This is a genomic window from Frankia sp. CeTa3Moorea (assembly GCF_978021225.1).
The window spans coordinates 1-12,732 of sequence record NZ_CDXDOR010000144.1 but is presented as its reverse complement, the minus strand read 5'-3'; the positions used below and the strand labels follow the sequence as shown (position 1 = coordinate 12,732).

Annotated in this window: 12 protein-coding genes; 3 read left to right on the top strand and 9 right to left on the bottom strand. The window is 64.4% G+C overall.

The genetic code is table 11. From position 1 onward, the window contains the following. Window positions 1–50: 50 nt before the first annotated feature. Together AC08OV_RS19935 and AC08OV_RS19930 are read right to left on the bottom strand one after the other, a co-directional pair. Complete coding sequence (locus tag AC08OV_RS19935; protein WP_476614168.1) at window positions 51–584, bottom strand: hypothetical protein; 534 nt, start codon at window positions 582–584, stop codon at window positions 51–53. A 47-nt stretch (window positions 585–631) separates the two neighbouring features. Next, window positions 632–1,246 carry an ATP-binding protein gene (locus tag AC08OV_RS19930; protein ID WP_476614169.1) on the bottom strand — a complete coding sequence of 205 codons (615 nt, stop codon included), beginning with the start codon at window positions 1,244–1,246 and terminating at the stop codon, window positions 632–634. 299 nt (window positions 1,247–1,545) lie between these two features. Between AC08OV_RS19930 and AC08OV_RS19925 the strand changes: the two genes are divergently transcribed. Both AC08OV_RS19925 and AC08OV_RS19920 read left to right on the top strand, forming a co-directional pair. Further along, window positions 1,546–2,454 carry a helix-turn-helix domain-containing protein gene (locus AC08OV_RS19925; protein ID WP_476620095.1) on the top strand — a complete coding sequence of 303 codons (909 nt, stop codon included), beginning with the start codon at window positions 1,546–1,548 and terminating at the stop codon, window positions 2,452–2,454. Beyond that, on the top strand, window positions 2,451–2,666 hold the full coding sequence (locus AC08OV_RS19920) for a DUF397 domain-containing protein (protein ID WP_476614171.1): 216 nt from the start codon (window positions 2,451–2,453) through the stop codon (window positions 2,664–2,666). The genes AC08OV_RS19925 and AC08OV_RS19920 overlap by 4 nt, the downstream gene beginning before the upstream one ends. A gap of 164 nt (window positions 2,667–2,830) precedes the next feature. Here the strand turns inward: AC08OV_RS19920 and AC08OV_RS19915 are convergent, their stop codons facing one another. After that, window positions 2,831–3,316: a nucleoside deaminase gene (locus AC08OV_RS19915; RefSeq protein WP_476614172.1), complete on the bottom strand. Its 486-nt coding sequence runs from the start codon at window positions 3,314–3,316 to the stop codon at window positions 2,831–2,833. A gap of 466 nt (window positions 3,317–3,782) precedes the next feature. Here AC08OV_RS19915 and argS point away from each other — a divergent pair, with 466 nt between their 5' ends. Beyond that, window positions 3,783–5,807, top strand: a complete 2,025-nt coding sequence (gene argS / locus AC08OV_RS19910) for an arginine--tRNA ligase domain-containing protein (protein WP_476620094.1) — start codon at window positions 3,783–3,785, stop codon at window positions 5,805–5,807. 220 nt (window positions 5,808–6,027) lie between these two features. Here the strand turns inward: argS and AC08OV_RS19905 are convergent, their stop codons facing one another. The 6 genes from AC08OV_RS19905 to AC08OV_RS19880 all read right to left on the bottom strand — a co-directional run bounded on the left by AC08OV_RS19905 (window position 6,028) and on the right by AC08OV_RS19880 (window position 11,842). Then, complete coding sequence (locus AC08OV_RS19905) at window positions 6,028–6,885, bottom strand: sulfotransferase family protein (RefSeq protein ID WP_476614174.1); 858 nt, start codon at window positions 6,883–6,885, stop codon at window positions 6,028–6,030. Next, window positions 6,882–8,354, bottom strand: coding sequence for a YcaO-like family protein (locus tag AC08OV_RS19900; RefSeq protein WP_476620096.1), 1,473 nt, complete (start codon window positions 8,352–8,354; stop codon window positions 6,882–6,884). The genes AC08OV_RS19905 and AC08OV_RS19900 overlap by 4 nt, the downstream gene beginning before the upstream one ends. A 503-nt stretch (window positions 8,355–8,857) precedes the next feature. Then, window positions 8,858–9,454: an aspartyl/asparaginyl beta-hydroxylase domain-containing protein gene (locus AC08OV_RS19895; RefSeq protein WP_476614176.1), complete on the bottom strand. Its 597-nt coding sequence runs from the start codon at window positions 9,452–9,454 to the stop codon at window positions 8,858–8,860. After that, the gene (locus tag AC08OV_RS19890; protein ID WP_476614177.1) at window positions 9,451–10,653 is read right to left on the bottom strand and encodes a hypothetical protein; all 1,203 of its coding nucleotides are present in this window, start codon (window positions 10,651–10,653) and stop codon (window positions 9,451–9,453) included. Before AC08OV_RS19890 ends, AC08OV_RS19895 begins: the two co-directional genes overlap by 4 nt. Window positions 10,654–10,743: 90 nt before the next feature. Beyond that, complete coding sequence (locus tag AC08OV_RS19885) at window positions 10,744–11,535, bottom strand: phytanoyl-CoA dioxygenase family protein (RefSeq protein ID WP_476614178.1); 792 nt, start codon at window positions 11,533–11,535, stop codon at window positions 10,744–10,746. 148 nt (window positions 11,536–11,683) lie between these two features. Then, window positions 11,684–11,842, bottom strand: coding sequence for a hypothetical protein (locus AC08OV_RS19880; protein WP_476614179.1), 159 nt, complete (start codon window positions 11,840–11,842; stop codon window positions 11,684–11,686). Window positions 11,843–12,732: the final 890 nt, after the last annotated feature.

Below are 12,732 nucleotides of genomic sequence, written 5' to 3'. Positions count from 1 at the left end.
CGGCGGGCGGTCGCCGCTCATACAGGGGACCGGCACGCGGACCGGTACGGCTACCCGATGGGCAGGGGGTATGCCGACACAGCGAGACTCCCGGACGACGCCGGCGCGTCCGGCCGCGCCTTCGGCATCCTGGGCATCGTCGTCGCTGGTTCCCGGCGGCGGCAGCGGGGGCACGCGGCCGGTTGGCGCACGCACGTCATGGCGTCGATCACCAGCCGGTCCGCGGGCCGCATCCGTAGGCGGTCGTGCGCGTCCACCAACGTGTGGAGGTCGGTTCCGTACGCGGTCGCCAGCAGCGCGAGAATCTGTGGGGTGAGCCTTCGCCGTGCGGAAGTATCCGGCCAGTGCTCCAGTTCGCACAAATAGGGGCCGGTGATGGGAGCCCTGCCGTCCGGGTCGATGCCGAGACGGGCCGCTTGTCCGTTGATATGGTCGGCGGCTTGTATCAGCGTCCAGCCGTGCGCGTGGCGGAAGGCGGTGCGGGGACGGAGCCGGTAACGTCGGATGAACTCATCTGCTATCTCGGCCTGCGTCATTCCCGCATGCAGCAGGTGGACCCGTAGCGCGTTCCGTTCTGCTCGCATACCAGCTCGCCCCATGTTCCCCCCTTTCCCGGTCAGGCTGTGATGCGTCAGGCCCGGTGTGGCACGGCTTCGGGCGAGCGGCGGCCGGAGGGGGTCCGGTGCCACGGGTCCAGCGCGCGCAGGGCGTCAGCGACCCGCCGCAGGGTCTCCGGGTCGGTGCGGTAGACGACCGGCGCCGTGGGCTCCGGCCCGACCCTCGGCCGCCGCGTCGGCATCGGTGTAGCGGCCTGCGTCGGCGGCGGCGCGGTGCGCAAACCGCCAGGAATCTCGGCCCACATGACTTTTCCGCCGGTCCTGACCCTGTACCACGACCATTGGCGCGACAGAGCATCGATCATCAGCAGGCCGCGTCCGTCCTCGCTGAACACGTCCGGGTTTTTGATGCGGGGAGCGGTGTCGTTGCCGTCCCACACTTCGATAAGGACGTTTCCGCTCGTGGCGGTGAGCCGTATGGCTACGACGTCGTCCGGATGGCTCGCCTTCACGGCATTCGACGCCAATTCGCACACGACGAGTTCGGCGCTGCTCACGGCGTCCGGGTCTACCGACCATTCCGTGAGCGTGCGGACCGTGCTCGTGCGCACCTCGGGGACAGCGGCGGCTGTCGGGAGGAAGTGCGCCACGGCCACCCGGACCACCGGCGACGGGTCGGCCGCTGTCATGCCGAGCCCCTGATCGTGTCTGGCCGGTGTCCGGTCGACATGGCACACAAGATCATCCCTGCCCGTCGTCGCTGGCCTAGTGCTGTCCCCGCCGGGCCTTGCCTTGCGGCGGTACGTCCGGCGGGGACAGCGGACTGTGAGGAGGACGCCCCGGTGCGACGAACCCCGGGCGAGTGATCGACCCCGACTGCACCGGAGCGCCCTCGAAGCGTGATGATGGCGCCGTGTGCCTTTAAATGCAAGTACACATACAGGCCCGCTTACGATGGATGTAGAGGTCAACAGGCCAGCAACGGCCGGTGGCAGACTGCGATCAGGTACGGGTGTCCAGTGGCGGAGGAAGCGTGGCGAAGTCGTCAGCAGGGCCGACGGTGCGCAGCCGTCGGCTGGGGGTGGAGCTGCGCAGGCTGCGGGAGGCTGCCGGCCTGACCGCTGAGGAGGCTGGGCGAGCCATCCGTGCGTCCGACGCCAAGATCAGCCGAATCGAGAACGGACGGGTCGCTGTCCGCGCCGTCGATGTCGACGATCTCCTCACTGCCTACGGAGTGGAGGACGCCGACCAGCGCGAAGCGATCCTCACGCTGGCCAAGGAGACACGTCGACAGGGCTGGTGGCGCAGCTTCAGCGACGTCGTCCCGCGCTGGCTGGAGGTCTACATCGGGCTGGAAGCCGACGCATCGTCGATCAACACCTACCAGACCTCCCTCGTGGAAGGACTGCTCCAGACGCCGGAGTATGCCGCCGCCGTGATCCGCTCGACGTCGCCGGAGCTTCCGGACGAAGAGGTGCGCCGCCGCGTGTCCCTCCGAACGAGCCGCCAAGAGCGCCTCAGCCGGCCACAGCCACCGCGGCTGTGGGTCGTGCTCGACGAAGCCGCACTCCGGCGACCGATCGGCGGACGCGACGTGCTCAACGCCCAGCTCAGGCACCTAGTCGACGTCGGAGCCCAGCCGAACATCACGATCCAGGTACTACCGTTCGACGTCGGCGGGCACGCCGCGCTCGGGACCTCCTTCACACATCTGGGCTTCCCCGACGCCGAAGATCCAGAAGTCGTCTACCTGGAGGTCTTGACGGGCAGTCTGTACGTGGAGAAGCCCGACGAGGTGCGGCAGTATAGAGACAAGCTCGACCATCTCCGAGCCCTCGCGCTCAACCCCAGCGCCTCCGCCGAGATGATCACGAGCTTGTCGAGGGAGCACTCATGACCAGCAAGATCGAGTTTGGCCGGGACGATCTCTCCTGGCAACTGTCCAGCTACACCAACGGTAACGGGGCGTGCGTCGAAGTCGCCACGCTGCCGGAGGGGGGACGCGCGATCCGGGACTCCAAGGACCGCAGCGGCCCCATCCTCGTCTTCACGGCGGCCGAGTGGAGAGCGTTCGTCGCGGGCGTACGGGACGGGGAGTTCGACTCCTGACTCAGCGAGATCGAAATCCTCTTGCCCGTGACGGCTGCTGCGACGCTTGGCCTTCGCCCCGTCTCACGCGTCTGATGCGCGTCCGGCAGTTCCCGTCGCTGGTCAGTCCGATGACCGATCAGCGACGGGCTCACAAGCAACGGCCTGTGCAGACTGCGAAGTGATCAGCCGCTGGTCAGGTTGCTGGGCGCGTCAAGGTAGGCGTCGAGCAGGGCGTCGCATTCATCTTTGAGTACTTCGGGAATGACTTCGACGAAGTGATTGAGGCGCGGGTCGCGCACAACGTCCCACAGGGAGCAGACGGCGCCGTTATACCTGTCCCAGGTGCCTACAACGAGGCGTGGTACGCGGGCGAGGACGATCGCGCCGGCGGACATGGTGCCTGGTTCGAGAGTGGTCACGAGGGTGCAGCCGGTCAGCCGCCACGTTCCGAGCGCCTGGGCTGCCTGGCGGAGCGCGAGGATCTCGGCATAGGCGGTGGGATCCGCGGTCCGTTCGCGGTCATGGTGCGCAGCCGCGATCTCGGCCCCGTCCGGTCCGTAGATGACCGCGCCGACCGGTGCGTCGTCGGCACCGGGGTCGGGGAGGGTCTTCGCCAGTTCCAGCGCGCGGCGCATCCAGGGCTCGTACTGGGCTGTGGGGATCGGCACGGCCCCATTGTGCCGATCGCCGGCTCAGAGGTGCGAAGGGGTACGGACGTCCGAGAGAGTCCGGAAGCGATCAGAAGCCTCGATTGGTGTGACGTCCGCTACTTTCACGGAGTGTGAAGACCTGCGTCGGCTGGGTCGCTTGAGGAGAGGGGTGGTGGAAGTTCTATCGGCGCCTTCCCGGCCTGCGGCCTGACCAGCACCGCCGAGGGCCTCGTCGGCTGCGTGCTGGCCCAACCGCTGCACGCGTCGTCGCCCGAGTCGGACAGGGCACTGGCGGACCGAGGCCGAGCGGTGCTCCGACTGAGGGCTCGGATCGGCCCTGCCAGCCCGGCCACCGTGCCGACGAACCGCCACGAAATCGTCCGCACGAAGCCCAACGCCCAACATGAGAAACGGGCAAACACCGCCTCCACCAGCCAATCCACGCCGCCCTGATAAACTCTGAGCCGTGAATATGCTTGCCCAGGTGACCTCCACGCGTAGGCGTGATATCGAAGATCTCCGCGACCAGGTTCGCCGGTCTCGCCCCGCGACCTTTCCTTCGTCACGCGACTATCCGCTGGCAAGGCTAAGTGCGATCGTCACGCAAGCATTGCAGGAGAAGTTTGCGCGTTCCGATCTCACGGCAGAGATCGAGTTGATCTCCCGAGAGAAGTTCGGCGCCGATGTGACGGTTAAGATGCCGATGCTCCTCAAAGAGGCGGGCGCGAAGGAGTTCGTTAAGACCTACATTCCGCGGGCCATCGAGGCCCTACAGGTCGAGGAGCTCAAGAAAGTAATTTCCGAGGCCACCGCCAAGGGCATCTACATCAATCTCACGCTTTCCGATGACTGGCTGGCGCAGGCCGTTCAGAGGATCAACAATCTTGGCGATAGATTCGGCGAGAACGATAGTGCTGCCAGGCAGACACTCATCGTCGAATACTCGTCGCCGAACGTCGCGAAGAAGCTTCACGCTGGACACGTCCGATCAACTATCATTGGGCACGTACTCGGCAACCTACACCAGGCATGCGGTGCGCTCGTATACCGGTTGAACCACATCAATGACTTCGGCGGATTCGGTTTCATGTTTGAGGGGTATCGCCGTTTCGGCGATATGTTCCCCGCGACCATGACCGAGAACGATCGCCTGCTTGAGATCTACGCCATCCGCCGCGCGCTGGAGAGGGTGGTTGCCTCCGGCGGAGGGCTGGGCGGTGCCAGCGAATCGGACGCCGCCGTGCTCCAGCGCTATTTCCCGGGCGTGGACAGCAAGGAGGCTCTTGAGTCTGCGTTCAAGGGTTACGTGGAGGCGTCGGATGCCCGCTTTGCGAGGCTGGAGGGCGGAGACTCCGAGGAGGTGGAACTCTGGTCCAAGATGGTGGACTGGAGCCTTGCAGATTTTCGTTCTTTCTACGAAGCACTCGACATCAACATCGACTTCACGATCGGTGAAAGCTTTTACTTCCTGGCCGGTAATGAGGTGATCGAGACCGCTCTGCGCGACGGCAGGGCATTCGAGTTCACAGAGAGTCGCCTGCGCGAGGAAATCGCCAGGATCGAGCAGGCCATGTCTGCCGGTGAGATCACTTCCGCCGTTCGCGACCGGACTGTGGAGTTCGCTCGGAAGGATCTCGGAGCCATCGTCGTTCCTCTTCCAGGAAACGAGCGATTCGTGGTCCGGAGGTCGGATGGCCGGAGCATCTACGCGACACGCGACGTCGGAGCCATCAAGCTCCGCCGTGACATCTTCGACCCGTCCGGCATCTACTATGTCGTGGGCCAAGAGCAGCGCGTCCATTTCGCGCGGCTCTTTCAAGCTGTCGAGGTCCTGGGCATCGCAAGCCGTGACGAACTGGACCTCCGGCACATCTACTTCGGCTTCTACGTCGATGAGAAGACTGGCCGGAAGCTCTCAAGCCGAGACAGCGTCGCCGGAGTGAACGATCTACTGAAGATGTCATTCGAGCACTTTTGGAAGAGGTCTGCGGAGCGCGGCACAATGACGGAGGAGGAACTCTCTGTTGCCGCCCAGCAGTTGGCGGTCGGCTCGCTCGTCTTCAACGACCTCAAGCAGGACATGAAGACGACTGTCGCCATGGCTCGCGGAGATCTTTCTCCGACCCTGACGGCCTTCGAGAAGTCAGGAGGACCGTATGTCGTCTACACTGCATGCCGCGCACGGGCAATTCTACGGAAATGGGGCAAGCCCGTGCCGAGCCTGGTTGACCTGACACATTTCGAGGTCAGCGACCAAGAGGCGCAGCTCATTCTCAAATTGCAGGAGCTGCCAAGCAAGATTACAAGAGCAACAGGCGAGGACAGCCCGGCCATTCTCGTCCGCTATCTACTGGATCTGGCAGCACTCTACAATTCCTACTATACGACCTCGCCGGTCCTTGAGGGCGAGACCGCCAACGAATTTCGACTGATGATCACTCAGGCTGTTCAATACACGCTGGTTAACGGGCTGCGTCTCTGCCACGTCGAGTGTCCCCCGAAGATCTGACGTGTAGCACCCCGAAGACGGCGTGCCGCGAATTCTGAGGTCATCAGACCTTTATCGCATGTGCGTTGCGTGTCGCTAGCTAGGGTCACATTGAGAGCCAGGTCATTCCTCAAGGCTCCGAAGGTCGTTGGCGATCCGTTCGTTGGAGGCGTCGAGAGTGCCCAGTGAAGTTGGTCGGTGCTACTGTAGCCGGGTCTGGGCACTCACGAGTGCGGGCCTGCTATCCGATGACCATAGAGGTTTCGAGGCCGTTGACCATCGGCCTGATAACCGGTTTCCATTCACGCCACGGCGTCAGGTCCCGACCGATAAGGCCCTCCAAGACATCGAAGTCCGCTTGGTATGAGTCGCGAAGTTCCAAGGCGGTCGCAAGATCGAGTTCCGGTGCGGTGAGGCCGCGAGCCTTGAACTGCAATGGAGACGCGGCGTTTTCCACACGTGTGGGCCCAGCCAACTTCATCGGCTCCACGCCGAGGAATTCGAAGACAGTCGCCAACAGGTGCCGGCCGTGGTCGCGCTCCCAATCCTCGTACAGGAGGACCAGCATCTGTTCAGGCTGGAAGAGTTGGGCGTACCGCAGAAGGTGCTGGCCGTAGAGGCCGCGTTCCCGATAGCGCCATACGTAGCTCCACCCCGCTGCCCGCCGCCGCTCCTCCAGAGCAAGTGCGCGACCGAAGTCGGACTCTGGCTCCGTCTCGTCCATCCGCTCAAGCCGGAAGCTTGAGAAGGCGCGCTCGACGGGGTGTCGAAGAACAGCGATGATCTTCGCGTCGGGTACGCTCCGGCGGATCGACTCCGCGGCGCTCGACGACGACAGATAGGCCGGTGTCACCTCGACGCCACGCTGGTCCGGCGCGCAGGCACGGTACAGGGCGAGGTAGTCGTCGTGGGACGTAACAATGCGATCCGGCAGCTCGCGGTCGGCCGGTCCGTGGAGCGTTTCCAGGGCATCCCTGACGTGATAGCGGGGCTCCAGAATGGAGGGCACGAACAGCTGCGGCTGTTCGGCGAGGTAGCTACGCAGAGTGCTCGTGCCGGCGCGGGCCGACCCGACGACGAAGATCTCCGGTTCGTTCACCAGGGCAGGTCCCCCCACCCGGACGGGGCAGTCAGGCGAGTGAGGTCATCGCCGGGGCCTGGCGTTACCAGTACCCGCACGCACGCGAACGGCACCTCCGGTCGCCGGTAGTCGAAAACTAGAGGGATCCGACCCGCATTGCGGGCCATATCCCCGACGCGGATCAGACCGTCCGTTCCCTGTATTCTCGCAGGCATCCGCTCGTCCCATTCGAGTTGGGGTGCACCGGCCTGAGCCAAAAGCCATTGCACGGCTCCGTTAGGCACAGCAGCCCACTTTCGTTGCTCCGCCCTCTGGAACGCGAACGCCTGGGCTACTTCCCGGAGCGCCTTGGCCGTGGCATCTGTTAGGCTCAGGCCCGCACCCATGCCCAGCAGAGGAAATCCGAGTTCGGCCAGGCTGGACGCGGCGACGACGACATGGACATCCGGCAGGGGCGACGGTACCCGAAGTGCGAACAGCGAACGGGCGCGAGCGCGTCGGTGGTAGGAGGTCATGATCTCCACGACCTCATCCTCGACCCGGTCGAGGGGAATCCTCGTGCCCACTCGGGCCTCGCGCCACCACGCATTGACAGCTTCTCGCTCGACATATTCTAGAAAGCCCGCGACAACGGCATCATCGCGCGTCTCGCCCACGGCCATCCCCGTGGCGCCGCCGGGCGTCGGCCGACGGTGCCGGTGGTAGCAACGTTCAGCAGGCACGGCCATCATTGACGCACCGTCAGATACGGAGCAGAGGACCCACTCCTCCTCCGCGCAGCACTGTAGGTCCTCGCCCGCTGAGATTACGACTCTTCGTGCGGGGCACAGGTGAGCCAGCGTCGGAAGGGCCTGCCCGCGAGACAAGATCGGATCCTGCGGCTGCCGGAACGTGCAGTATCGCTCCAGTCCTTCGAGAGCGGCCCGAGCAATGGCCTGCGGCGCTGTCAGCCCACTGCCGAAGGCATCCCGGCAGGGGTTCACGCCGTGGGTGATCGCCCCGTCCGGTCCCACCTCGACGGTTGAGCCCTCACCGCTGGCATCGGCGTAGCGCGCTGTGGCCACGGGAATGGGTGTCTCGCACTCTTTGACCAACCTCGGAGCCTCGACCAGGCCGGTGACCGAGCCGAGCAGAGACCTCAGCTTCTCCCATGCCCTAGCCAACCCGGCCGGCAGGTCCAGCTTGGAGGCAGCGGGTTCGCCCGGCCACCTCGAAACGCGGTGAGGAGGCTGTCCATGCCCGCAGTCGGCGTACGCCACGACAGGATGCAGAGTGTTAGCGGCCTCGACCGCACTCGCGTGCAGGATTCCCGGGCGGCCGTCGGAGATGATCGCTCGTAAAGCGGATCGTGCCAACTCGATCGCGGCCCGCGACGGCGGCGCACCGGTAGTGAGCCTCGTGCAGGCGCCACTGGACAGGCTCGGCCAAAGAGCTCGCAGAACGTCGTCGTGGCCGATCACGCGTCCCCGCAGGCAGTCCCGGCACATCACCTGCTCAGGTCCGCCAAGCGGGGCAGACACCTGGACTGTGCCTCCGCGGAGTCGGCATACAGCCCATGCCCGAGCGGTCGGAACGTCGGGGGGATGGAACAGAATCAGATCGGCCCAGCTTTCCACCAAGAACAGGACAGTTTCGTTGGATTCTGGTTCTTGCTCCCACTCGTCGTGAAGCCGATTGATCCGTGCCCGCTTGAGCTGCGGAGCCCCGTGTCCGACATCCTGGCTCCAGTCGGGGCCTGGCTCGTCGAAGGGCGTTGGCGCCAGGAGACCTGCCCGGTCCAGCGCGGCGGCAATGGTCTCATGGACTCGTTGCGGGCTCCCGGCTTCCAACGAAGGCGTGTTCGTTGGAGGGCTGGCCAGGAGAGCTACCGCGGACAGCGCGGACGGCGTCGCGCGGAAACGTACGACGGGGCCACCGCGGCGATGGAGGAGCAGCGTCCGGCCAACCAGGAAGACATCAACGTCGAGTGCGAGCTTCGGTTCCATCGTCATCAGCGGCGATGCTGGCCCAGCGGAGCGTGTGGGTATACCTCGATGATCAGATGAATGCGGTCGACATCACCACAGTTGTAGACGGCGTGCCGACGCAAGTTGTTAATCTCGTACGCCCGGCCCGGCTCTAGGTGATACCGACTGTCCTCGACAGTGAAGGTCACCTGGGGCGACGTAATTACTGGCAAGTGGATCTTGTTGGGGACTTGCGAGGACTGGTTCAGGTCGACATGCTCAGCGATGACAGCGCCCGCCCTGAGACGGGAAAGGATCACCTTCGCCGGTCGGTACGATTCGAGGCGAAGTCGGTCCGCGACCAGGTCGATCAGCGGTATGACGCAGTCGCACCACCCGCCCCAGTGCTCCGTCGGCCTAGAGTTCAGGTGCGACGCCGGGTAGTCTGCGGGGAACATCAGTGCGATGTTGTCGAGACCCTCGTTCCTCCGCGAAAACCTCGCGCCAGCCTGAGGCCAGGTTTCGCCTAACGCGACCGCACGCTCACGAAGCTCTGCGATCAGCGCTCGCGGGACCGGGCCAAGATCCTTCATCAGGCCGGCGAACCGACCTTCGCCGACCGGTCGTTGGTGCGTAATCATTCCCGGTCCCCGGCGCTGCCCGCCCGGAACTGCGCGACCTTCGCCAGCAGATTGCGGTCGCCGCTGCTGTTGTACTCCTCAAGCGCGTGCAAGGCCCACTTCTGGAAGTCTTCACGGGCGACGAAATGGCCATCGCGTGTGGCCAAGCCCTCCTCGGACACACCGGCGAACACGCGCACCTGATCTGTCCCGACCGCCCACATCACTTCGGCGATGTCGAAGACCGAGGGCGGGGTCCACCCCGCAGCCCTGGCCCGAATTGCCCAAGGTGAGCCGGCTGCCATGTACATCGAGTTGACGCGCAACGTCAGCCTGACTTCGTGTTCCGCGCACACCCGCTTGATGTACTCACACGTTTCGATGGCCTCACTACGTGCCTGTGCGTCAGTGTGCTCAGGGTGCGCCTTCAGCAGGACGTAACTCTCAAGAGCGTAGCCAAAAGAGCTTGCATAGCGGACGGCAGCCTCAAAGTCCGTCAACGACATCCGTTTTCCTAGAATGTCATTGCGTAGACGGTCGTCACTACTCTCAAGGCCGATCTTCAAAGCGACCGTGCAGTCCCCCTTGAGCGAGTCGACCGTACCTAGTGTCATCGGCGTGACAAACTCGGGGCGGGTCTCCAGAATGATCTCCCTAGCACCGGGAATGCTACGCGCGGCGGCCATCGCCGATCCAAGCTGTCCGATCGGGAGCGTGCGTTCGTCGAGGAAGGAACCCTCGTTGCCGAGCGCCACCCGAGCTATCTGGCCTGCCTGTTCCTTCCGAACGAATTCGGTCATCGCATCCAACTGGCCGGCCAACTCTGCCGAGGAAACATCGATAATCGCCCCGGCGGACGGCAGAGTGCAGAACGTGCAGGCGAACGCGCACCGTCGGGTGTAGAGGACCGCGATCAGCTCTTTCTCGCCCAAGAATCTTCGCAGCACGAGGCTGATCGGCCGATCGCCGGACTTGGGCCTGATCCGAAGAGTCTGGCGGTCGCCCCGCTCGCGTAGGACGGCACGGTCGACCGAAGCAGGTCGGAGCGTGAAGCCCTGCAACAGAGCCGGGATCTCACCGAATTCCGCCAGCACCGCAGCCGACGGATCGTCGACGAGCAGCTGGCGGAAATCCTTATCCAGCCAAGCCCGGCGGGTGATCCTATTGATCAGCTGCTGGCGCTCTCGCGCCTCCTCGCTTCGAGCTTCGGTTGTGTCCATGTCCGTCCGATCAGCTCGCACAGAAAACTATCGTAACCTATCGGCGGCCGTTGTCGGACGGGCGCAAGGCGTCTGAATTACGCAAAGCGGCTACCCAAGATTCCCCTCCTCCGGCAGCTGCCAATAGGAGGAAAGCAGCAAGCGAGACCCCTTGAGAAGAGGACGCGCGCGATGCAGCCCCAGATTGTCAAAGACGACGAGGGTACCCGCGGGTCCGTCGCAGGACATCGACCGCCAGTTGTGTCGTGCCCTCAGTCTCCGTGCCTGAGTCGGCAGGATACATCCGGCGTAGGCGCTCTCCTCATTCGCGTACTGGCCATCCGCGCGCTTGCGGTAGTACTCAAAGAAATCCTGTTCCAGGCGGATCCTCCACGGCGACCATCGATGACTACCAACGAGGTACTCCATCGCGGCGTTGTCGGATCCGACATCGGCCAAGTAGACGAACACGGACAGCAGTGGGCGCCACTCGTCGATGTGGTAAAGGTCAACGATGCTCTCCTCGCCAACCACGATCTTGGCTTGGATCGCTTCTCTGTCCGGCACCGCATGAGGTGAGAGGTAGGCTCGCGCGATATCGCGGATACGGCTGTCGTCAAACACCTGCTTCGAACTCGGAACGTGGCTTCGCGGATTGAGAAGCAGGCGCCGGGCATTCCGCTTTGCGATATCAGGATGGACGGCCTCGCCGAGCAGATCGGTGTTACTGTGCACCTCTGCCCTGATGGCCCTAACCACCTGTCCGTCGACAAAGCGGGGAATCAGAGCTATGCCGTCCCGGCGGAGATTTCTCAGGATGTCCGCGTCACGCGTCAATGCGGGCGTGATGCTCCGACGCCGAAGCTGCCCGAGTTTTGCCACCGCAAAAGCCAGATCTCCCATAGTCCGATCCATCCCCCGGATTGTTCCGGCCAGGCCCATCGGCGCTAACAAGAGGGCTTTCTCCGCAGGCGAATAGCTCCGCAGGTAAAGACGCGGACAGGCAGATGGGACCTGAAATCCTCAGGATCCCATCTGCCGCCTTCCGCGACTAGCAGCGGCGGAAAGTGGTTCCAAAGTGGCCCCCGTCGATGGAGACCGTCTGAACCTCGAACTCGACCGACTCGTCGACGAGTTCGTGCCAGGTGTCAGTGGGAAGCGGGATGTCGATGACCGCCTCTTGGGCTGTGGTGATCGCCGCAGTGCTCATGTTTACCCCCGCGATCGGAGTTGGCATTGTCCTGGCCCACACTTAATTCGCAGTGTGACCAACGCGGCGCGCACTGTCAAGGGGTTCGGCGTGCCATCTGGCGCTAGATGGCTGCGATAGCCCCCTGGGCACTCCGGATTCAGAGCGACGCCGCTCGTAAAGATCAGGGGCTTGCAGGGGTGAATGCGCTGTTCACGGCACCACCGGATGATCATTTGTCTGCCGAGAGAAGTGATCGACCTCCCGTGTCGTTCTGCTCGGACCTGATGCGGCTCTGGTCGAAGGCGTCGATCCACGTGGTCAACTCGCCGACACGACCGCGGCGGAGAGGCGAGGCCAGGGGCACCTCGGCCGGCGTCGGGACCGCGAACAGCCAGCGGGAGGGGTCCACCGCCGTCCGGACAGTGGGCGCAGGGTTTCGGTGCGGACCCGTCGATGCTGCCGGCCTTGAGCGCGCACCACGTAGGACGGTGCCCCCTGCGCTCAGGCGTGAGGCGCATGCGGCGGTCGTCATCACGTTCGGTCCAAGTCAGCTCGGAACAAGCGCTCATGTCATCGGCGTGACCCGCAAGCCGTAGGACTATTGGCTGACCGCGCGCCGGGAAGCCTCAGCAAGTTCTGATAGCCGAGTCTGCCAGTAGCGGCCGGCCCGACTTGCGAAGCGTCCGGCATAGCCGCTGATGCTGCCAGCGCGAGTCCCGACCTGTAGGCACCCGACAGCCCTTGCCGGAGTCACTGGCGCCTGCGAGACCACACCAGGAGCAGTGGCCGGGTGGCGCTGGCGTGCTCGATGAGCTGGCAGCTTGGGGCGTGCCCGCCCGGCCCGTGGTGCCGCGTGCTCCGAGATCCCGATTGGCGATTGCCGACCTTGCCCAGCGGGGCGGAGTACG

What these genes read in the sequence shown, in the direction of transcription:
- AC08OV_RS19900 (WP_476620096.1), bottom strand. Translation starts at nt 8,354, where the DNA reads ATGTGCCGGGACTGCCTGCGGGGACGCGTGATCGGCCACGACGACGTT.
- AC08OV_RS19880 (WP_476614179.1), bottom strand. Translation starts at nt 11,842, where the DNA reads ATGAGCACTGCGGCGATCACCACAGCCCAAGAGGCGGTCATCGACATC.
- AC08OV_RS19930 (WP_476614169.1), bottom strand. Translation starts at nt 1,246, where the DNA reads ATGACAGCGGCCGACCCGTCGCCGGTGGTCCGGGTGGCCGTGGCGCAC.
- AC08OV_RS19885 (WP_476614178.1), bottom strand. Translation starts at nt 11,535, where the DNA reads ATGGGAGATCTGGCTTTTGCGGTGGCAAAACTCGGGCAGCTTCGGCGT.
- AC08OV_RS19890 (WP_476614177.1), bottom strand. Translation starts at nt 10,653, where the DNA reads ATGGACACAACCGAAGCTCGAAGCGAGGAGGCGCGAGAGCGCCAGCAG.
- AC08OV_RS19920 (WP_476614171.1), top strand. Translation starts at nt 2,451, where the DNA reads ATGACCAGCAAGATCGAGTTTGGCCGGGACGATCTCTCCTGGCAACTG.
- AC08OV_RS19935 (WP_476614168.1), bottom strand. Translation starts at nt 584, where the DNA reads ATGCGAGCAGAACGGAACGCGCTACGGGTCCACCTGCTGCATGCGGGA.
- AC08OV_RS19895 (WP_476614176.1), bottom strand. Translation starts at nt 9,454, where the DNA reads ATGATTACGCACCAACGACCGGTCGGCGAAGGTCGGTTCGCCGGCCTG.